Genomic DNA, 19,520 nt, shown 5'->3' with positions numbered 1-19,520 from the left:
TGGTTTGCGCGCGTTGGCCGCCGTAAGCGCTTGCGCGATCCGTGTGCATGCGGAAGCGTGCCCGGAAGCTTTGTCTGGATCAACCTATAGCCTATTAAACGCATTTCGGATCGGCCCGCGCGGAACGGCGTCGGCGCGGGGCGCACCGGAAAAAGCCCGCGATCCCGAAGGACCGCGGGCTTGAGCCAAAAACCGGCCTGTCGGCGCCGGTTAGAGCTCGGGCTTGATGCGCTGGATCGTGGTGACCTCGGTGCCCTTGAAGCTCCACTGCTGGAAGATGCCGGGCACGTCGCCGTTCTCGTCGAAGTCGTGCGAGCCGGCGGCGCCGTCGTAGTTCACCTGCTCACCGTTCTTCAGCGCCGTCAGCGCCGCCTCCCACTCGCCGGGGCCGACCTCCTTGCCCGGCGGGTTGGCGACCTCGGAGAGGGCGTCGCGAACGGCCTCACCCTCGGTGGAGCCGGCTTTCTGCATCGCCAGCGCGAGCAGGTAGGCAGCGTCGTAGGCCGTGTCGATGAAGGGCTTCGGCGGCAACTCGCCGTAAGCGTCCTTGAACGCGCTTTCGAAGTGCGCCGCGCCCTCGCCCTTGGGGGCCGCGGGCACCGTGCCGAGGCTGTCGTCCAGATAGGTGCCGCCGATCTGCTTCGGCACCTCCGGCGCCTTCATGCCGTCGGTGAAGATGAATTTCTGGAACAGCCCCTGCTGCAGGCCCTGGCGGATGATGGTGGTGCCGTTCTGCGGATAGCCGATGAGCGCCAGCGCCTCGGCGCCGCCCTTCTTGGCCTCCGACAGCTCGCCACGGTAGGAAGCCTTGCCCTTCTCGTAGGGCAGGGAGGCCGGCACGGTACCGCCGCGTTTCTCGAACTGCTTCTTGAAGGTGTTGGCAAGGCCCTCGCCGTAGGCGTTGTTCACGTAGAGCGTGGACACGGACCGGTAGCCCTTGTCGTAGGCGAGGTTGCCGAGCACCCGGCCCTGAAGCGCGTCCGAGGGCACCGTGCGGAAGAGATAGCCGTTGTCCTCCAGCGTCGTGATCGTCGGTGAGGTGGAGGCGTTGGAGATTTGCGGCACGCCCTTGGAGCTGGTCACCGCGCGCGCCACGGAGATGGAAACGCCCGAAGACATCGCGCCGACGATGCCGGCCACGTTTTCCACGGAGACCAGCTTGTTCGCGGCGTCGACGCCGGCCTGGGGCGTGGTCTTGGTGTCGGCGAAGGCGGTCTTCAGGTCCTCACCGAGCACGCCGCCGGCGGCGTTGATCTCCTCGACCGCGAGCTGAAGGCCCTGCTTCGAGGTGGAGCCGTAGGCCTGCAGGTCGCCCGTCAGCGGGAAAAGCCCGCCGATCTTGACGTCCTGCGCCATCGCCGGGCTGGCTACGAGCGCCCCCGCCATGATCCCGGCGAGGGCGAGCCGCGGGGTGCTTGGCATGCTGTACCTCCCTTGCGTGCTTTCGCTTGTGGGTTAGTGCCTTGCTACTGTGGCAGCGACACGGCGGCAACGCCAGCGAACCCGCACGGGGTTGTCAGAAGGACTCCCGCACATGGGCGCGCCCGGCGGCTGGTTTCCCGTTGCTTCCACCGCCCGCGCCTGTTTAAACACCGTGACACCCGCGGGGAGTCGGCAAAGCCGGAAAGGGCCGGGAAGCGGACATGTCGGATCGTGTGGTCGCCATCGCCTCGGATCATGCCGGGTACCGACTGAAGCAGGAGCTCGCCGAGGAGCTCGGCAAGCTGGGGGCGCAGCCGCTGGACCTGGGTACCCACGATGAGGAGTCCGTGGACTACCCGGACTTCGGCCGGGCCATCGCGGAGGCGATCGAGAACGGACGCGCCGAGCGCGGCGTGCTGGTCTGCGGCACCGGCATCGGCATTTCCATCGCGGCCAACCGCAACCCGGCCGTGCGGGCGGCCCCGTGTCACGATGCCACGATCACGCGGCTTGCCCGGCAGCACAACGACGCCAACGTCCTGGCCCTCGGCGCCCGCACGATCGGGGCCGAAGTCGCGAAGGATTGCCTGCGGGTGTTCCTGGAAACACCTTTCGAGGGCGGACGCCACGAACGCCGCGTCGCGAAGCTGGGAAACGGGGCGGCAAGGACCTAGAGGGGACGACGGACGATGACGGCGGATGAGGCTCAGCAACCCGACGTGAGCGCCGACGGCTTCTTCACCACGCCGCTGGCGGAGCGCGACCCCGAGATCATGGGGTCGATCAACAAGGAACTCGGCCGGCAGCAGAACCAGATCGAGCTGATCGCGTCCGAGAACATCGTCTCGCGCGCGGTGCTGGAAGCCACCGGCAGTGTGCTGACGAACAAGTACGCCGAGGGCTACCCCGGCAAGCGCTACTACGGCGGCTGTGAGTTCGTCGACATCGCCGAGGAAAAGGCGATCGAGCGCGCCAAGCAGCTGTTCGACTGCGGCTACGCCAACGTGCAGCCGCACTCCGGCGCGCAGGCCAACCAGGCCGTGCTGCTGGCGCTCGCCAAGCCCGGCGACACCGTGATGGGCCTGTCGCTGTCCGCCGGCGGCCACCTGACGCACGGCGCCGCGCCGAACCTCTCCGGCAAGTGGTTCAACGCCGTCCAGTACGGCGTGCGCCAGGAAGACGGCCAGATCGACTTCGACGAGGTGCGCAAGCTCGCGCACGAGCACAAGCCGCGCATCATCATCACCGGCGGCTCGGCCTATCCGCGCTTCATCGACTTCCAGCGCTTCCGCGAGATCGCGGACGAGGTGGGTGCCATCTTCCAGGTGGACATGGCGCACTTCGCCGGGCTGGTCGCCGGCGGCGTGCACCCGAACCCGCTGGATCACTGCCACGTCGCGACGACCACGACGCACAAGACGCTGCGTGCGGCCCGTGGCGGCATGGTGCTGACCAACGACGCCGACATCGCCAAGAAGGTCAATTCGGCCGTCTTCCCGGGCCTGCAGGGCGGGCCGCTGATGCACAGCATCGCCGGCAAGGCCGTCGGCCTGGGCGAGGCGCTGACCCCCGAGTTCCGCGCCTACACCCAGCGCATCGTCGACAACGCCAAGACGCTGGCCGGCCGCCTGCAGGAGCACGGCTTGGAGATGGTCAGCGGCGGCACGGACACGCACGTCATCCTGGTCGACCTGCGCCCCAAGGGCCTGACCGGCAAGGCCGCCGAAGCGAGCCTCGACCGCGCGGGCATCACCTGCAACAAGAACGGCGTCCCCTTCGACCCGGAGAAGCCGACCGTGACCTCGGGCATCCGCCTGGGCACGCCGGCCGCCACCACGCGCGGCTTCGGGCCGGAGGAGTTCCGCCAGGTCGCCGATCTGATCGCGCGCGTGCTCGACGGCCTGCGCGACGATCCGGACAACATCGCCGAGACCGAGCGCGCGGTCCGCGACGACGTCCTGACGCTTTGCCGCCGCTTCCCCATTTACGGGCAGTAAGCGGGGCGGACGCCGGCCCGGAGACGAGGGTGAATGCGCTGCCCGTTCTGTAACGAAGACGACAGTCAGGTGAAGGACTCGCGGCCGACGGATGACGGCTACGCCATCCGTCGGCGGCGGGCCTGTCCGCACTGTGGCGCGCGCTTCACCACCTTCGAGCGCGTGCAGTTGCGCGAGTTGACGGTCGTCAAGGGAAACGAGCGGCGCGAGCCCTTCGACCGCGACAAAATCATGCGCTCCATGCTCATCGCGTTGCGCAAGCGGCCGGTGGATCAGGAGCGCCTGGAAGGCGAGGTCAACGCCATCGTCCGCCGGCTGGAAAGCCGGGGCGAGAGCGAAATCTCGTCCGACACCGTAGGGGGCATGGTGATGGAGGCGCTGGCACGGCTTGATCAGGTCGCCTACGTCCGCTTCGCCTCCGTCTACAAGAACTTCCACGAAGCCCGCGACTTCGAGACCTTCGTCGGATCCCTCGGTGACGAGTCCGAATCCCAGTGAAATCGACCGCGCCTGGATGGGCTCGGCCCTGGCGCTGGCGCAGCGCGCGCTCGGCCGGGTCGCGCCCAACCCGGCGGTGGGGTGTGTGCTCGTCCGCGACGGGCGCGCGATCGCGCGCGGCTGGACGCAGCCGGGCGGGCGACCGCACGCCGAGCAGGAAGCGCTGCGGCACGCCGGCTCGGATGCCGCGGGCGCGACCGCCTATGTCACGCTGGAACCGTGCGATCATCACGGCACAACGCCGCCCTGTAGCGAAGCCCTGATCGCGGCGGGGGTCAGCCGCTGCGTCGTCGCCATGCGCGATCCCGACGAGCGGGTCGCCGGCCACGGCATCGCGCGGCTGCGCGACGCCGGGATCGAGGTGGTCGAGGGCGTGCGCGATGCCGAGGCGGCGGCGCTCAACGCGGGCTACGTGCGCCATCGCCGCGAGGGACGGCCCGAGGTCACGCTCAAGCTCGCGACGACGCTGGACGGGCGCATCGCCACGCGCACCGGCGAGAGCCAGTGGATCACCGGGCCCGAGGCGCGTAGCCGCGCCCACCTGGAGCGCGCCCGTCACGACGCGGTGCTGGTCGGCAGCGGCACGGCGGCGCGCGACGACCCGCGCCTGACGGTGCGCCTGGGCGGCGGCGCGGCGCGGCAGCCGACCCGTGTGGTGTTGGACAGCCGCCTGCGCCTTCCGCTGACGCACGCGCTCGTGCGCGACGCCCATACCGTCCCGACGGTGGTGCTGACGCGCTGGGACGCGCCAAGCGACCGCACGGCCGCGCTCAACGACGCCGGCGTGAGCGTCGCCCACCTGGCCCCGGACGACGACGGCGAGGGCACCGGCGTTTCGCTCACCGGGGCGCTGGCGGCCCTGGGCAGCCGTGGCCTGACGCGCGTGCTCGTGGAAGGGGGTGGCCGGCTTGCCGGCGCCCTGATGCGCGCCGATCTGGTGGACCGCCTCATCTGGTTCCGGGCGCCCAGCCTCATCGGCGGCGACGGTGTGCCCGCCATCGCCGGGGCCGGGGTGACGGGACTCGACGCCGTGCCCACGTTCCGGCAAACGAGCACCATCCGGGTGGGCGGCGACACCATGGAAACCCACGAGCGCGTGCGGGAGTCGGGATGTTCACGGGCCTGATCAGCGATTGCGGCCGCATCCGCAAGGTTGCGCCCTCGGCGGACGGCAGCGGGCGGCGCATGGTCATCGAAACGGCCTGGGACACCGCCCGCATTGCGACCGGGGCGTCGATCGCCTGTTCGGGCGTCTGCCTGACGGCCGTGGAACTGGGGTCCGGCTGGTTCGCGGTGGACGTGTCCAGGGAAACGCTGGATTGCACGACGCTGGGCGCGTGGCGCGAGGGCACGCGCGTGAACCTGGAGCGCTCGCTGACCGCGGGCGATGAGCTGGGCGGGCATCTCGTGTCGGGCCACGTCGACGGTGTCGGCGAGGTGACGGCGCACACGCGTGAGGGCGACTCCTGGCGCACCACCATCGCCGTGCCGCCGCGCCTGATGGCGCTGATCGCGCCCAAGGGCTCGATCGCGGTCGACGGCGTGTCGCTCACGGTGAACGAGGTCGGCTCGGCCAGTTTCGGCGTGAACATCATCCCCCACACCGCCGCGGTGACCACCTTCGGGGCGCTGGCCGCCGGCGACCGGGTCAATCTGGAGATCGACATGCTGGCGCGCTACGTTGCCCGCCTTGTGGAGGCGCAATGGACGACGCGGCGGATCTAGCCTTCAGCGAGGTCAAGTCGCCCATCGAGGACATCATCGCGGACGCCCGCAACGGGCGCCTCTTCATCCTGGTGGACGACGAGGACCGCGAGAACGAGGGCGACCTGGTCATCCCGGCGCAGATGGCGACGCCGGCGGCCGTCAACTTCATGGCGAAGTACGGGCGCGGGCTGATCTGCCTGGCGCTGACGAACGACCGCGTGGGCGAGCTCGGCCTGCCCATGATGGCGCGGCAGAACCAGGCGCGCCACGGCACGGCCTTCACGGTCTCGATCGAGGCCCGCGAGGGCGTGAGCACGGGCATCTCCGCCCCGGACCGCGCCCACACCATCGCCACGGCCGTCGACCCGGAGAAGGGCGCCGGGGACATCGTCACGCCCGGCCACGTCTTCCCGCTGGCGGCGCGCGACGGCGGCGTGCTCGTGCGCGCGGGCCACACCGAGGCGGCGGTGGACGTGGCGCGGCTCGCCGGGCTCAACCCCTCGGGCGTGATCTGCGAGATCATGAATGACGACGGCTCGATGGCCCGGCGCGACGATCTGGTGAAGATGGCGCGCGCACACGGCCTGCGCATCGGCACGATCGCCGACCTGATCGCCTATCGCCGCCGCCACGACCGCATCGTGGAACGCCGTCTGGAGACGGATTTCGAGTCCGTGTTCGGCGGGCAGTTCCGCATGGCGCTGTATGTGAACACCGCCGCCTATGCCGAGCACCTGGCGCTGTGGAAGGGTGATCCGGCCGACGGCGAGCCCATGCCGGTGCGCATGCACGCCCTCAACGTCATGGACGACGTGCTGGGCGACGCCCAGGCCGGCAAGGTGGGCGAGGTGCAGGCGGCGATGCGCATGATCGGCGAGATGGGCCGCGGCGTTGTCGTGCTCATCCGCGAGCCCACGCCCACGGCGCTGTCCGACCGCATCCGCGCGCGCATGGGCGAGGGGCCGCGCACCCAGGCGGAGTTGCGCGACTACGGCGTGGGCGCGCAGATCCTGCTCGACCTGGGCGTGCGCGACATGGTGTTGCTGTCCAACACCCGGCGCACGGTCGTTGGGCTACAGGAAGGCTACGGCTTGCGCATCGTCGAGCAACGTCCCATTGAACGCCCCGAGAGCCTGCCCATCCGCACGAAGGGGGACGGATGACCGCGCCCCACATCCTTATCGCCGAGGCGCGCTACTACGAGGACGTCGGCGAGCATCTGCTTCAGGGCGCCATCGACACCATCGAGCGCGCCGGCGCCACCTGGGAGCACGTGCGCGTGCCCGGTGCCTTCGAACTGCCGGCCGCCGTGCAGATCGCCGTGCGCTCCCTCGACTTCTACGCCCTGCGCCGGCGCGCCGACGGCTACGTGACGCTGGGCTGCGTGATCCGGGGCGCGACCTCGCACTACGATCACGTCTGCGAGCAGACGACACGCAAGCTGCAGGATCTGGCCTGCCACTACACCTTGGCGCTGGGCTACGGCCTGCTTACGTGCGAAAACCACGAGCAGGCGCTGGAGCGCGCCCGCACGGACCGCCGCAACAAGGGCGGCGAGGCCGCGCAGGCCTGCCTCGACATGATCGAACTGAAGCGCGCCTATCACCTCTATCCGCGCTAGGAGATCCCGGCATGAGCGCCGCCAGCGCCCGACCGCACGCGCCCGACCGCCGCACGCAGGCCCGCTTGGCCGCCGTGCAGGCGCTGTATCAAGTCGAACTCGGAGAACTCGACCCCGGGACGGTGCTGCTGGATTTCCTGCAGAACCGTCTGCACGAGGACATGGAAGGGCTCAAGATCGGCCGCGTCGACCGCACGCTGTTCGGCCAGCTCGTCAACGGCGTGCCGGGGCGGCGTCGGGAGCTGGACGACATGGTGTGCGCCGTGCTCGATCCCGATTGGCCGCTCGACCGCCTGGAGACCGTGCTGCGCATCATCTTGGAATGTGGCGCCTACGAGCTCTCGGAGAACCAGGATGCGCCCGTCGGCGCCATCATCAACGAGTACGTCGAACTCGGCCGCGCCTTTTTCGACGGCGGTGAGGCCGGGCTCGTGAACGGCGTGCTCGACCGCCTGGCGCGCACGCTGCATCCCGAAACGGCGCGCGGCGGCGACGCGGCCGGGGATTTCGCCTGAGCCGGCCGTGTGGGACGAGTTCGACCTCATCGCCACGCATTTCGCGCCGCTGGCGCGCGATTCCGACGCCGCGCTGGGGCTGCGCGACGACGCCGCGCTGCTAACGCCGCCAACTGACGGCGATCTGGCGCTGACGCTCGACACCATCACCAGCGGCGTCCACTACCTTCCCGACGACCCCCCCGATCGCATCGCGCAGAAGCTGGTGCGTGTGAACCTCTCGGACTTGGCCGCGATGGGCGCGCGCCCGCTCGGCTATCTGCTGAGCACCGCGTTCGCGCGCGAGCTGGACGGCGCCTGGGTCGCCCGCTTCGCCGAGGGGCTGGGGCGGGACCAGGAAACCTACGGCATCGAGCTGCTGGGCGGCGACACCACGGCCATGCCGGGCCCGAGCTGCCTGACGCTCATCGCCGTTGGGGCGGTGCCGCGCGCGTCGGCGCTGCGGCGTTCCGGGGCTCGGGTCGGGGACTGGGTCTACGTCTCGGGGACGATCGGTGACGCGGCGCTCGGGCTGCGCGCGTGCCGCGGCGAGCTGTCGGGCGACGGCGCGGATTTGGCGGTGCTGTGTGATCGCTACCGCCTGCCACAGCCGCGTGTTGCTCTGGGCAGGGCCTTGCGCGAGCAGGGCCTCGCCACGGCCGCCGTCGATGTTTCCGACGGTCTGGTCGCGGATCTGGGGCACCTCGCGACGGCATCCGGCGTCGGGATCGTCATGGACGCCGAACATGTGCCGCTGAGTTCAGCGTCGCGCCGCGTGCTGGACACCGGGATGGCCACGCTGGCGGCGCTGTTCACCGGTGGCGATGACTACGAACTGGCCTTCACGGCGTCGCCTGAGCACGACTCCGAAGTCCGGGCGGCGGCCGAAGCGGCGGGCGTGACGATCGCGCGGATCGGGGCCGTGACCGACGGGCAGGACGTGGAGATGCGTGACCGGGCCGGTCAGCGGCTCTCGGTGGACGGTATGGGCTGGCGCCACCATTAACTTTTACGCGCAGTTTACCGAGACGGCGCACGCTGGCGCCGCATCCAACGGAGAGATCCGCGCCGCATGGCCCGTCTGCTTCTCATCCTGGCTCTTGTCGTGATGGCCGTTGCCGCCGGCGGTGGCGGTTGGTGGTTCGGCGTGCGCGGCGAGCCCGTCCCCTTTCTCGACAGCGGCTCGGACTCCGGGTCTGCAAAGAAAAAGCAGGCCTCGGACGACCCCGTTCAGTTCGTGGAGATGGACCCCATTTCCGTTCCGGTCATGGACGAAGGCCAAGTGGTCCGGATTTTGAGCGTCGTGGTGTCGGTGGAGGTGCGACAGGCGAGCACCGAGATTATCGACAGCCACGGCCGCGAGTTGCGCGATGCGTTCATCAAACAACTCCACGGCATGTACTCCCTCGACTACGTTCGGGAGCACGAGAACCGCGACAAGCTGGTGAAACAGCGGCTGACGCGCACCGCCAGGGACATCATCGGCCCGGCGGTGAAGGGGATCTTCTTCAAGGAAGTCAACCGGCGCGAGACGGCCGGATAGCGCCTCGAAAACCCGCGCGGGCACACCGGGTGCCCGCACAGGTGATACCGCACATTATTGCGGCCTGGGGGTGGTCGGCCCGCGGCCCGGACCCGGCGACGCACCGCCGCTCGACCCGGACTGATTGAATCGGCCCAGGTTCCCGATGAGCTGCTCGAAGACATTCAAGTCGCGGCCGGCCGTCGGTGTGATGTCGTCCACCGGGTCGATGGCGCGGCCGTCGGTCTTGGTGAGCACCTTCGTGTCGGCAACCGTGTTGTCGTCGCGGAAGGAAACCTTGAAGACGCGCCGCGTGACCACTTCCGGCTCGAAGAAGGCGATCTGCTTTTTCTCCGCGCCGATGTAATACCAGGTTTCATTCGCGAATGGGGCGCGCGTGGACGGCGCTCCCAGGACGTCGACGACATCGTTGCGCGTGTCTTTACCCGCGCGGATTTTGGCGATCTCGTCCTTCTCGGGCATGTTCCCGTGGACACGTTTGGGCGCCTCGCACCCGGCGGCTGCCAACGCCGTGCCCGCCACGAGAGCCCACGCCACCACGCGTGCCGTCCTGCCGCGCTGCACCATCGTTCGATCCTTGCCTTGGACGGAAACGACTTGATTATGCGCACGTGGTGGACCACTTCAAGCCCACTGCCGGGCAGAGCGACACGAGCACGCATGTTGGGACGGATGTTCCGGCGCAAGCAGCCGGAGGCGGACATGGCGCGGGCCCTGTACGACCGGGTGGTCGAGCAGGCGCGAGCACCCGTGTTCTACAGGGACCTGGGCGTTCCGGACACCCTGGACGGGCGTTTCGACGCCATCGTGCTGCATGCCACGCTGGTAATCCGCCGGCTCCAGCGCGCCGCCAACCCGCTGGCCGAACGCGGCCAGGCGCTTTTCGACACGCTCGTTGACGACATGGACCGCTCGTTGCGGGAAATGGGGGCGGGTGATCTCGGTGTCGCCCCGCGGGTGAAGCGCATGGCGCAGGGGTTCTACGGTCGCTTCGACGCCTACGGCCGGGCGCTGGACGGCGAGGGCGATCTGTGCGATGCGCTCGCGCGCAATCTGTATGGAACGGTCGCCACGCCGGACCCGCGCGCCCTTGAGCTAATGGCCGCGTACGTGCGCCGCGAGGCCGAGCGCCTCGACAGCATGCCGGATGATGCGTTCCAGGGCACCGCGCAGGTGTTCGGCGATCCGCCTGCGGTCGGCGCGGAAGTGGGCGGCGCCGTCGATTGACCGGCTTCGCGCCTGCCACGTACCGTTTCCTTCACGCCATCCTGCTGGAGGCTTGTGGCCAATGACACTCGCGCCCGATGGCACGACGGAATTCTCGCGTCCACTTCGCCTGGACCGCCTGTCCGCCGGCACGTTCGACGCGGATTACGAGGCGAGCGCGAGCGAAACCGCGGCGCTGGCAACACGGTTCGATCTGCCGGGCATCCAAAGCCTGTCGGGCTCGCTGCGCGTCCGTCGGCCCGGCAACGGGCCGCTGATCCGCGTGGAAGGCCGTGTGCGCGCCGAGGTGACCCAGGTTTGCGTGGTGACCCTGGAAGAGGTCGCCAACCGGATTGAAGAATCCTTCGTGCAGCTTTACACCACGGCGCCGCACCCGGAAGACAGCGAGGTGTTCGTCTCGCCGGACGACGAGGACACGCCCGAGCCACTGACCGGCAACAGCCTGGATCTGGGCGAAATCCTGGCCGAACAGCTCGCCCTGGCCCTGGACCCGTATCCGCGCGCGCCAGGTGCCGAGTTCGGCACCGCCAGCGCGGAAACCAGTCCGGACGAGGAGCGCAACCCCTTCGCGAAGTTGGCGGAGCTGCGGTGGCGCCACTGAGGGGTGCGCCGTGGAAGGCGCATCTGCTGGCCTTGTCGCAGCGGGTGTCTTCCTTTATCACGTCGGCTTCAATGCGGTCGCGAGGAAAACAGGAGCACACACCATGGCGGTCCCGAAGAAGAAGAAATCCAAGTCCCGCCGCGACAAGGGCCGCTCCCATCTGGGGCTGAAGGCGCCCGCCTATGTCGTGGATCAGGACAGCGGCGAGTATCGCCGTCCCCATCACATCGACCTCAAGACCGGCATGTATAAGGGTCGTGAGGTCATTGAGCCGAAAGACGATTCCTGACGCGACATCCGTGTCGTTTGAGGGCGGCGGCCGGAACGGAACCGGCCGCGCGACGGCGCGTGCGCGAGTTCAGGCCGTATCCTTCCTGGGTACGGTTTGTGCGCGCGCGTGCGCGTGGCCGGACCGGCCGAGCACGGCTGGCGAGCAAGCCATGGAGATCGGGCTGTGAGCGGGCGTCTCACGATCGCACTGGACGCCATGGGGGGAGACCACGCGCCGCGGATGGTGCTGCGCGGGGCCGACCTCGCCCGCAAGCGTCACCCCGATGTCGACTTCTTGATCTTCGGCCGCGAAAGCGAGGTCGGGCCGCGGCTCGACAAGATGAAGCGGCTCAAGCAGGTCACAACGCTCGTCCACTGTGACGATGTGGTCAGCGATTCGGAGAAGCCCTCGGCTGCCCTGCGTGGTAGCCGCGACGCCTCGATGCGGCGTGCCGTGGAGGCTGTGCGCGACGGCCGCGCCGGCGCGTGCGTGTCCGCCGGCAACACGGGCGCGCTGATGGCGATGTCGAAGCTCGTGCTCAAGATGCTGCCGGGCATCGAGCGCCCCGCCATCGCGTCCTTCTTCCCCACGCTGCGCGGTGAATCCGTGATGCTGGATCTGGGGGCGAACGTGCAGTGTTCGGCCCAGAACCTGGTCGATTTCGCGGTGATGGGGAATGTCTTCTGCCGCACGGTGCTTGGCACGGTTGAGCCCGCGACAGGGCTGATCAACGTGGGTTCGGAAGAGTTGAAGGGTCACGAAACCCTCTGGGCCGCGCGCGATCAACTCAACGAGTTGGATCTGCCCGGGCGCTTCTACGGCTTCATCGAAGGCGACGACATGGCGAAAGGCACGGTTGACGTCATCGTGACCGACGGCTTCACCGGCAATGTCGCCTTGAAGGCGAGTGAAGGAACCGCCAAGCTGGTCAGCGTCTACCTGCAACGGACGTTCAAAAGTTCGGTGTTCGCGCAGATCGGCTACCTCTTCGCACGGCGCGCCATGCAAAAACTCCGCCAGCGGACCGATCCCCGGCGCTACAACGGGGCCATCTTTCTGGGGTTGAACGGGATCACCGTGAAGAGCCACGGCGGTACGGATGCTGTCGGCTTCGCCAACGCGATCGACGTGGCCGTGGACATGGTCCGCGAGGACTTCCTGGAGCGGATCCGCTCGGATCTGGCCAGCATCGACCGCTCCGTTCCGGCGGCACAGGCGGCGGGGTAAAGCATGAAGCGCGCGCTGATGACGGGCTGCGGCGCCTATTTGCCGGAGCGCGTTCTAACCAACGACGAGATCGCGCAGCGCCTCGACACCTCGGATCAGTGGATCCGCCAGCGCACGGGCATCTGCGAGCGCCGCATCGCGGCAACGGGCGAGACGACGGCCGATCTGGGCACGACGGCCGCCCAGCGCGCGTTGGCTCAGGTCGGCATGACGGCCAACGACGTGGATCTCCTGGTCGTGGCCACCGCGACCCCGGATGAGACCTTCCCGGCGACGGCCACCCGGATTCAGGCGCGGCTGGGCATGACGCGCGGCGCGGCGTTTGACGTGCACGCGGTCTGCACGGGTTTTGTCTATGCGCTGGCCGTGGCGGACAACTTCATCAAGGTGGGGCAGGCGCGTACGGCCCTCGTCGTGGGCGCGGAGACGTTTTCCCGCATCCTCGATTGGGAGGACCGCGGCACCTGTGTGCTCTTCGGGGACGGGGCCGGCGCCGTCGTTTTGGAGGCGGTCGAGAACGGCGAGGCGGACGGCCGCGGCGTGCTTTCCACGCACCTGCATTCCGACGGTCGCCACCACGATGCCCTCTACGTGGACGGCGGCCCCTCGAGCACACAGACCGTTGGCCACCTGCGCATGGAAGGCCGTGAGGTGTTCCGCCACGCGGTTTCGCGCATGGCGGAGGTGATCGACGAAGCTCTGGACGCCAACGACCTGACCCCGGGCGACGTGGACTGGCTGGTGCCGCACCAGGCCAACATGCGCATCATCGAGGCCATGGGCCGGCGGCTGAACCTGCCGCCGGATCGCGTTGTTTCCACCGTGGACCGCCATGCCAACACCTCCGCGGCCTCCATCCCGCTGGCGTTGTGCGAAGCCGTGGACGACGGCCGCATCCAGCGCGGCGATCTGGTCCTCATGGAAGGCATGGGCGGCGGCTTCACCTGGGGCTCGGCGCTGGTCCGCTGGTAACGCTGTCGCCTAACCACGTATCCAAGCTCTCAAAATTGACGCGTGTGCCGGGGACCAGTAGCGTGCGGACGTCCACCGGCGAGGGGGTATGGGCCTATGGCGGAGGATACCGTCACGCGTGCCGATTTGACCGAGGCCGTGTATCAAGAGGTCGGGCTGAGCCGGAACGAGTCGGCGAAACTCGTCGAAGACGTTCTGGAAGAGATTTCCAGCGCGCTGCTGCGGGGGGAAACCGTGAAGATTTCCTCGTTCGGCAGCTTTGGCGTGCGCAACAAGGGACACCGCGTCGGCCGCAATCCCAAGACCGGCGAGGAAGTCCCGATTCAGCCCCGGAAAACGCTGGTCTTCCGGGCCTCGCACGTGCTCAAGAATCGCTTGAACGAGGTCCTGCGCGCACAACGCAGCGCTGGCTGAGCCAGCGGCTGAGACAGCAGGGGCACCCCGTCGCGATGGCAAGGCGCCGTGCAGGAAGCAAATCGGCCGCCGCGTTTCGCACAATCAGCGAGGTGGCGGAAGAGCTTCAGTTGCCCCAGCATGTGCTGCGGTTCTGGGAAACGAAGTTCGACGAGGTTCAGCCCCTGAAGCGGGGCGGTGGGCGGCGGTACTACCGGCCTGAGGACATCGATCTTCTCCGGCGGATTCGCGACCTCCTCTACAGCGACGGCTACACCATTAAGGATGTCCAACAGTTCCTTGAGGACGGCCAAATCGAGGTCCCGCGCAACCTTCGCCGCGCGCGCCAGGGCGGGCGCCCACAATCCGACCGCGGCCAGACCGCACAGGGTGACGGGGAAGGCGCATCCGGTGGAACGGATGCGTCGTCGGCGCCCGCCGAGCTGGACGCATCCCATCGTCACGAACTGGAACAGGTGCTTGCCGAGTTGACGGCGGCGCGCGACGAACTGCGTCGCGCTGGATTGGACGCTGGGGATTGAAGCCGCTCCCGGAGGTTTGTATATGGGCGGAGACGTAGCGGTGCGATTCACCGCTGAAGGTCGGTCGGAGCGTGGCGCAGCTTGGTAGCGCACTCGGCTGGGGGCCGAGAGGTCGCAGGTTCGAATCCTGCCGCTCCGACCATCTTTCTCCTGATATCCCGAGATTCTGCCGTGATTCCGGCGGCGCGACGGACCCGTTCTCGGCGCCTGGGCTAAGCGCTTGCTGACAGCGCGTCCAACGGGAAGTCCTGCTTGCCTGGCGTTTTACACGCAGTGAATCCGGGGCAGGCGGCGCAGGCCGGGATGTGTGCCCAGCCGTCGGTGGGCCATGGCCTGGACAGCTTTACGGTTGTGGTTGTCATGGCGGCCACGTTGACCCACCCTCGCCGGACAATCCGGGGGAGCCCGCGTATTCCGGGCTGAGAGTGTGCCGAAGGGCACTGACCCCTCGAACCTGACCAGGTTCATACCTGCGTAGGGAGCGTGACATGCCCGGTGTTTCGTCCGTCCTCGCGGCGGCACTGCTGGTTGCTGTGCTGGCCGCGTTCGCTTGGATCGGCCTGCGTGCCCGCCGGTCCCGCACCTCACTCGACGACTATCTCACAGCCCGCCACTCTCAGCCGGCGACGGCGCTGGGGCTGTCTTTTCTCGCCTCAGGAGCGGGGGCGTGGATTCTCTTCGCGCCGCCGGAAGTGGGAGCCTTCGTGGGCCCGCTCGGCATCGCCGGGTACGCCGTGGGGGCGGGCGCGCCCTTCCTGGTGTATGGGCTGGCCGGGCCCCGGTTGCGCCGCCTCGCGCCCAAGGGGCACGGGCTGACGACCTTCCTGCATGCGCGCTACGGCCCGGCGTTCCACGCCTATGCCGTGGCCCTCTCTGTGCTCTACATGCTGACCTTCGTGACCGCCGAGCTGACTGCGGCGGGCTCGGTGACGGCATTGCTGAGCGGTGTGCCGGCCTGGGTCGCCGTGGCGCTGGTCGCGGGCACGACGCTGCTTTACACGGCGAGCGGCGGTCTGCGCGCCAGCCTCCGCACGGATCGCTGGCAGGCTGTGGTGCTGGTGGTTCTGCTGCTGGCGGCCGCATTCGCCGGGGCGTCTGCGCTACCGGATGCGCCGGAACCGCGTGGTGCACAACTGGGCGGTTGGCACGCAGCTATCACGCTCGTGATCGCCGTGACGGCGGCCAACCTTTTCCACCAGGGCTACTGGCAGCGCGTGTGGTCGGCAGCCTCCGACCGTGCGTTGGTGCGTGGCGGCCTCTGGGGCGCATTGGTGTCGGTGCTGGTGATCGCGGTGACCGGAACCCTGGGGCTGCTGGCCGCGGGCGCCGGGCTGCCGCTGGGCGAGCCGCCGGCGCCGCTGTTCGCGCTCTTCGGGGCGGGGCCGGGCTGGCTGGGGCCGGTTGTGTTGGTGCTCGCGATCACGCTCGTCGCCTCGTCCGTGGATACCCTGGAAAGTGGCTTGGCCGCGCTGGTGGGGTCGGAGCGCCCGACCCTCTCGCTCGGTGCGGCGCGTTGGCTTACGGTGGCGTTGATGGTGCCGGCGATCGCCGTCGCACTGCAGGGCTACTCCGTGTTGCGCATCCTGCTGGTCGCGGACCTGCTGTGCGCCACGGCCGTGGTGCCGGCGTTGGCCGGTCTGGGTACGCGCTTGACCGGCGCCGGCGCGCTCGCGGCCGCGCTTGCGGGTGTGGCCGGCGGTGTCGGCGGCGCGCTGGTCCAGGATGGCACGCTGTTGGCGGTGACGTTTCCGGGCGGGGTGCCGACGCTCGGCCCCTTCCTCGGCGCGCTGCTCGCGTCCGCGGCCGTGGTCGCCGGCGGTGCCGTGTTCAGCAGCCGCCGTACCGATCCGGCTGCCGCAGGCGCTCGCGTGACACCACTGGAAACCGGCTAGGATCACGGCGAGCATGATGGACGCGGTCCCCCGAGCCCGGACGGCGGAGATTCGCAGCAAACGCTGCGGTCCTCCCCTTTCCGGGCACCTCTGGCGGTGCGCGAGGGCCGGGCGCACGATCGGTCGCCGCCCGGCGTGTTGGTGCAGGGCCGTCACCGTTTCAGCAGACGCCGTGGCATTTTGCGATGTCGGGCTCATTTCGGCGACCGAAAGAGGCGCCACGCTCATGCCGTCGAGACGTGGTTGGGGCGGCGGTTGTCTCCTAACCTCCGGGCATGGATCGAATTCGGAGAACAGCAAAACCATGGCGCTGGCTGAGCGGTATCCGGTTCTGCGTCCATCGGCACTGGGGCGGACGGCCGGGTCTCCCTGTTTCAGTCCTGTGCCTCGCACTGGCGCTGGCGTTGCCGCTTTCGGGTTTCGGTGCTGAACGAGGCGGTGGTGACATCGTACGGGTCGCGAGCGCCGTTGCGTTGGAGCGCGCGTTTGCTCGGGCGAGGAGTGGTGCCGAGATCGTCCTGGCGCCGGGCCGATACGGCACCGTCAGCCTGACGCGCAAAGCGTTCGACGACCCGATCGTCGTGCGCAGTCGCCAGCCCTGGTCCGCCGTTCTGACAACGCTGCGGCTCCGCGATGTTCACGGCGTCGAGATCCGCGGCGTCCGCATTGATGCCGCCGGACGGCCATCGGGTCGTTACGCCAAGCCCCGCAATGCCGCCATAGAGATCACTCGGTCCAGCCGGATCCGGCTCACGCAGAACCAGATCCGTGGGACGCCGGACGGCGATTTCGAAAACGACCGGATGGGGGTGTTCGTTTCCAAATCCACCAACATTCGGGTTGAGCGGAACGAGATCCACAATGTGCTGATCGGCGCGCGCTTTCGTGAAACCGACCATCTCAAGGTCGTTCGCAACAGCGTCTCAGACGTCGCCAAGGATGGGATGAATTTCGTCGGGGTTCGCCACGTATGTATCGCGAACAACTGGGTGTTTGCGACGCACCCGAACGAAGTTGCGCATACGGATTTCATCCAATTCTGGAACACCAAGTCGGACGTTCCGACATCGGACGTTATCCTTCGCGGCAATATCCTTTTTCAAAACAACGTTCATTCGACCCAAGCGCTGTTTATCGGTGATCCCCCGCCGTCCGGATACGCCCGTTTCACGATCGACCACAACGTCATCTACACGAGCGCATTTCACGGGATAACGGCGAGCGGTCTCAGGGATAGCTCGATAAACAACAACACGGTGATCACCTATCCGCGCTTGCAGTGGCGCGCACACATCAGCACCGAAGGCCAAAACCTGCGTGTGGCCGGGAACGTCACCACGGGACTTCGGCTCGGAACCGGCGTGACGGCAGGCGGAAACATGAAGGTCCAGTCCCGTGACTCCAACGCGGACGGCTACTACGGCGCTGTCTTCGCGGATGGGTTCGCCCGGTCGCGTGTTGTGCCCGATCTTCTTCTTCCGCCGGAAGGCGCTGCGGCGCCCCGAGCTACAAAGGCGGGCGCGACGACGCATTTGCAGGCCATGCTGGCCGGCGGGGCGTTACCAGGATGCGAGACCTCGTGACATGTGGAACCGGATCGTGTGGCGGCCATCAATCGTCAAGTTCGGATCGGCGCGGCGCCTGGGCGCAACGTATCTTTTTTCGGAACACTGAATGATTTGGAAATTCGTCGATTCAGCCAAGCGCGCAAACAAGTTCGATTTGCTACGAGCGGGCGGACGCTCGTTCATTACACATGCGGCCGCGGCGGCTTGCGGGCTCGCGATCAGTTTGTTGATCGCCCGACAATTCGGCGCCGAGGGGGCGGGCCTGTATGCGCTGGCCATGATGCTGACCGGTGTTCTCGGCGGTGTGGCCTCCCTGGGGCTCGACCTGGGAGCGGTCAAGATCTTCGCCCGCGACGAAAGCGGGGAGACCGCGCCGTGCGGTGCCGCGGTCCGACGCGCGATGGCGCTCGCGCTCGGGGTTGCCGTGCTGCTGGCGGCCGGATTGTGGGCTGGCGGCGGGTGGATCGGCGAGGCGGCCTTCAACAGCGCGGCCCTTGCGGCTGTCATGCCGCTTATTGCGCTCGGCGTCGTGTTCCGCGGCATGACCCATTTCTTCGCCGCGCTGGCCCGGGCGTGGCACTGGGTGGTCTGGCACAAGGTTCTGACCCAGCTGCTTTTCCGGGCGGTTTTGCTCGTCGCACTGCTTCTCGGCATTCCCGCGACGGCAAGCGGCGTGATCAGCGTGTTCACGGCGGCGCTGGGGCTCAGCGCGCTGGTCGGGGCGTTTGTCGTCTGGCGGTTCCTGACCGCAACGTCCGGCGGAATTGGGGAAACGTCCGGCGTTCGCGGCATGCTGGCGCTGTCGCTTCCACTGCTTGGCGTGGGACTGGCCAACCACGCCTCGGACTGGCTGTCGGTGCTTCTTGTCGGCGTCGCCACCGATGAGGCGACGGTCGGCGTTTTCCGGGTGTGCCTCCAACTGATCTGGATCCCGGGCATGATGCTGGCGGCGATCAACACCATACTGGCTCCCAAGGCGGCGTCCCTGAGCCGGGCCCAGCGGTTCGATGACCTCGCGGAGATGACGCGCTCGGCGACCGGCATTCTGGTGGTCGGCACAATCCCGTTCTTCGTCCTGTTTTTCGCAGTGCCGACCCTGCCGCTCGGGCTGTTCGGCCAGGCCTTCGAAGCCGGCGACGCGGCGCTGCGGATCCTGGCGGTGGGCCAGCTTCTGAACCTGGCCACCGGGCCCGTCGGCATGCTGCTGGCGATGATGGGGCGCGAGCGCGTGCTGCTGCTGATCGCGAGCTTCGAGATGGTGCTGCTCGTGATCCTCGGCCTCTGGCTCATTCCGATGCTCGGCCTCGAAGGCGCGGCCATCGCCACCTCGGTCACGCTGGCTGCGCGCAACATCGTCACCTGGGTGCTCGCCATCCGCCTTCTCGGTATCAACCCGGCGATGGGGCGCTATCGCGCGCCTTCAACATCTTGACCGACCAACATTCATCAGCAGTTTTCAGTTGATTTCCGACCCAGTCGGTTATTGAGTTCAGGCTTTTTGGGATCAGTCGCATTTCAAGAAGGGTATGCCAAATGGCATTCTCT

General features: G+C 68.2%; 22 protein-coding genes, 1 tRNA gene and 1 riboswitch. Of the genes, 21 read left to right on the top strand and 2 right to left on the bottom strand.

Features of this window, described 5'->3' with window-relative positions; translation table 11 throughout:
- Nucleotides 1–210 precede the first annotated feature (210 nt).
- The gene (locus BLQ43_RS04665) at nucleotides 211–1,422 is read right to left on the bottom strand and encodes an ABC transporter substrate-binding protein (protein ID WP_090018954.1); all 1,212 of its coding nucleotides are present in this window, start codon (nucleotides 1,420–1,422) and stop codon (nucleotides 211–213) included.
- A gap of 221 nt (nucleotides 1,423–1,643) precedes the next feature.
- On the opposite strand from BLQ43_RS04665, the gene rpiB reads away from it, so the two are divergent.
- From rpiB to BLQ43_RS04615, 10 genes are all read left to right on the top strand, one after another.
- Nucleotides 1,644–2,096 carry a ribose 5-phosphate isomerase B gene (gene rpiB / locus BLQ43_RS04660; protein ID WP_090018953.1) on the top strand — a complete coding sequence of 151 codons (453 nt, stop codon included), beginning with the start codon at nucleotides 1,644–1,646 and terminating at the stop codon, nucleotides 2,094–2,096.
- A 15-nt stretch (nucleotides 2,097–2,111) separates the two neighbouring features.
- The gene (gene glyA, locus BLQ43_RS04655; protein ID WP_090018952.1) at nucleotides 2,112–3,419 is read left to right on the top strand and encodes a serine hydroxymethyltransferase; all 1,308 of its coding nucleotides are present in this window, start codon (nucleotides 2,112–2,114) and stop codon (nucleotides 3,417–3,419) included.
- 33 nt (nucleotides 3,420–3,452) lie between these two features.
- Entirely contained in the window at nucleotides 3,453–3,917 is a 465-nt protein-coding gene (gene nrdR, locus BLQ43_RS04650) for a transcriptional regulator NrdR (protein WP_090018951.1), read from the top strand.
- Nucleotides 3,895–5,043: a bifunctional diaminohydroxyphosphoribosylaminopyrimidine deaminase/5-amino-6-(5-phosphoribosylamino)uracil reductase RibD gene (gene ribD, locus BLQ43_RS04645; RefSeq protein WP_245659448.1), complete on the top strand. Its 1,149-nt coding sequence runs from the start codon at nucleotides 3,895–3,897 to the stop codon at nucleotides 5,041–5,043. The genes nrdR and ribD overlap by 23 nt, the downstream gene beginning before the upstream one ends.
- Nucleotides 5,028–5,642 (top strand): riboflavin synthase, encoded by a 615-nt coding sequence (locus BLQ43_RS04640; protein WP_090018949.1) that lies wholly within the window; start codon nucleotides 5,028–5,030, stop codon nucleotides 5,640–5,642. Before ribD ends, BLQ43_RS04640 begins: the two co-directional genes overlap by 16 nt.
- Entirely contained in the window at nucleotides 5,621–6,787 is a 1,167-nt protein-coding gene (ribB, locus tag BLQ43_RS04635) for a 3,4-dihydroxy-2-butanone-4-phosphate synthase (RefSeq protein ID WP_090018948.1), read from the top strand. Before BLQ43_RS04640 ends, ribB begins: the two co-directional genes overlap by 22 nt.
- Nucleotides 6,784–7,245, top strand: coding sequence for a 6,7-dimethyl-8-ribityllumazine synthase (gene ribH, locus BLQ43_RS04630; RefSeq protein WP_090018947.1), 462 nt, complete (start codon nucleotides 6,784–6,786; stop codon nucleotides 7,243–7,245). The genes ribB and ribH overlap by 4 nt, the downstream gene beginning before the upstream one ends.
- A gap of 11 nt (nucleotides 7,246–7,256) precedes the next feature.
- Entirely contained in the window at nucleotides 7,257–7,760 is a 504-nt protein-coding gene (gene nusB, locus BLQ43_RS04625; protein WP_090018946.1) for a transcription antitermination factor NusB, read from the top strand.
- Nucleotides 7,761–7,767: 7 nt separating this feature from the next.
- The gene (thiL, locus tag BLQ43_RS04620; protein WP_245659446.1) at nucleotides 7,768–8,745 is read left to right on the top strand and encodes a thiamine-phosphate kinase; all 978 of its coding nucleotides are present in this window, start codon (nucleotides 7,768–7,770) and stop codon (nucleotides 8,743–8,745) included.
- 66 nt (nucleotides 8,746–8,811) lie between these two features.
- Nucleotides 8,812–9,282 carry a flagellar basal body-associated FliL family protein gene (locus tag BLQ43_RS04615; protein ID WP_090018944.1) on the top strand — a complete coding sequence of 157 codons (471 nt, stop codon included), beginning with the start codon at nucleotides 8,812–8,814 and terminating at the stop codon, nucleotides 9,280–9,282.
- Between the two features lie 54 nt (nucleotides 9,283–9,336).
- Here BLQ43_RS04615 and BLQ43_RS04610 read toward each other — a convergent pair whose 3' ends face one another.
- On the bottom strand, nucleotides 9,337–9,849 hold the full coding sequence (locus BLQ43_RS04610; protein WP_090018943.1) for an outer membrane protein assembly factor BamE: 513 nt from the start codon (nucleotides 9,847–9,849) through the stop codon (nucleotides 9,337–9,339).
- Nucleotides 9,850–9,984: 135 nt separating this feature from the next.
- On the opposite strand from BLQ43_RS04610, the gene BLQ43_RS04605 reads away from it, so the two are divergent.
- The 11 genes from BLQ43_RS04605 (at nucleotide 9,985) to BLQ43_RS04555 (ending at nucleotide 19,407) form a co-directional block, all read left to right on the top strand.
- The gene (locus tag BLQ43_RS04605) at nucleotides 9,985–10,509 is read left to right on the top strand and encodes a ubiquinol-cytochrome C chaperone family protein (RefSeq protein ID WP_218119119.1); all 525 of its coding nucleotides are present in this window, start codon (nucleotides 9,985–9,987) and stop codon (nucleotides 10,507–10,509) included.
- A gap of 61 nt (nucleotides 10,510–10,570) precedes the next feature.
- Nucleotides 10,571–11,110 carry a YceD family protein gene (locus BLQ43_RS04600; protein WP_176758520.1) on the top strand — a complete coding sequence of 180 codons (540 nt, stop codon included), beginning with the start codon at nucleotides 10,571–10,573 and terminating at the stop codon, nucleotides 11,108–11,110.
- Nucleotides 11,111–11,213: 103 nt separating this feature from the next.
- Entirely contained in the window at nucleotides 11,214–11,399 is a 186-nt protein-coding gene (rpmF, locus tag BLQ43_RS04595) for a 50S ribosomal protein L32 (RefSeq protein ID WP_090018940.1), read from the top strand.
- 165 nt (nucleotides 11,400–11,564) lie between these two features.
- Nucleotides 11,565–12,608 (top strand): phosphate acyltransferase PlsX, encoded by a 1,044-nt coding sequence (plsX, locus tag BLQ43_RS04590; RefSeq protein ID WP_090018939.1) that lies wholly within the window; start codon nucleotides 11,565–11,567, stop codon nucleotides 12,606–12,608.
- Nucleotides 12,609–12,611: 3 nt separating this feature from the next.
- Nucleotides 12,612–13,580 (top strand): beta-ketoacyl-ACP synthase III, encoded by a 969-nt coding sequence (locus BLQ43_RS04585; RefSeq protein WP_090018938.1) that lies wholly within the window; start codon nucleotides 12,612–12,614, stop codon nucleotides 13,578–13,580.
- Between the two features lie 96 nt (nucleotides 13,581–13,676).
- Nucleotides 13,677–13,994, top strand: a complete 318-nt coding sequence (locus BLQ43_RS04580) for an integration host factor subunit alpha (protein ID WP_090018937.1) — start codon at nucleotides 13,677–13,679, stop codon at nucleotides 13,992–13,994.
- A gap of 92 nt (nucleotides 13,995–14,086) precedes the next feature.
- The gene (locus BLQ43_RS04575; protein WP_342670359.1) at nucleotides 14,087–14,515 is read left to right on the top strand and encodes a MerR family transcriptional regulator; all 429 of its coding nucleotides are present in this window, start codon (nucleotides 14,087–14,089) and stop codon (nucleotides 14,513–14,515) included.
- A gap of 65 nt (nucleotides 14,516–14,580) precedes the next feature.
- Nucleotides 14,581–14,657: transfer RNA gene (locus BLQ43_RS04570), tRNA-Pro, on the top strand.
- 245 nt (nucleotides 14,658–14,902) lie between these two features.
- Nucleotides 14,903–15,013: riboswitch (TPP riboswitch) on the top strand.
- Nucleotides 15,004–16,407 (top strand): sodium:solute symporter family transporter, encoded by a 1,404-nt coding sequence (locus BLQ43_RS04565; protein WP_090019133.1) that lies wholly within the window; start codon nucleotides 15,004–15,006, stop codon nucleotides 16,405–16,407. It overlaps the preceding riboswitch by 10 nt.
- A 473-nt stretch (nucleotides 16,408–16,880) precedes the next feature.
- Nucleotides 16,881–17,990 carry a right-handed parallel beta-helix repeat-containing protein gene (locus BLQ43_RS04560; RefSeq protein WP_176758519.1) on the top strand — a complete coding sequence of 370 codons (1,110 nt, stop codon included), beginning with the start codon at nucleotides 16,881–16,883 and terminating at the stop codon, nucleotides 17,988–17,990.
- A gap of 91 nt (nucleotides 17,991–18,081) precedes the next feature.
- Nucleotides 18,082–19,407: an oligosaccharide flippase family protein gene (locus BLQ43_RS04555; protein WP_090018934.1), complete on the top strand. Its 1,326-nt coding sequence runs from the start codon at nucleotides 18,082–18,084 to the stop codon at nucleotides 19,405–19,407.
- Nucleotides 19,408–19,520 lie beyond the last annotated feature (113 nt).

It is taken from the genome of Limimonas halophila (assembly GCF_900100655.1).
GTDB classification, from domain to species: Bacteria; Pseudomonadota; Alphaproteobacteria; order Kiloniellales; family Rhodovibrionaceae; genus Limimonas; species Limimonas halophila.
This window is presented reverse-complemented; position numbering and strand designations above follow the sequence as displayed.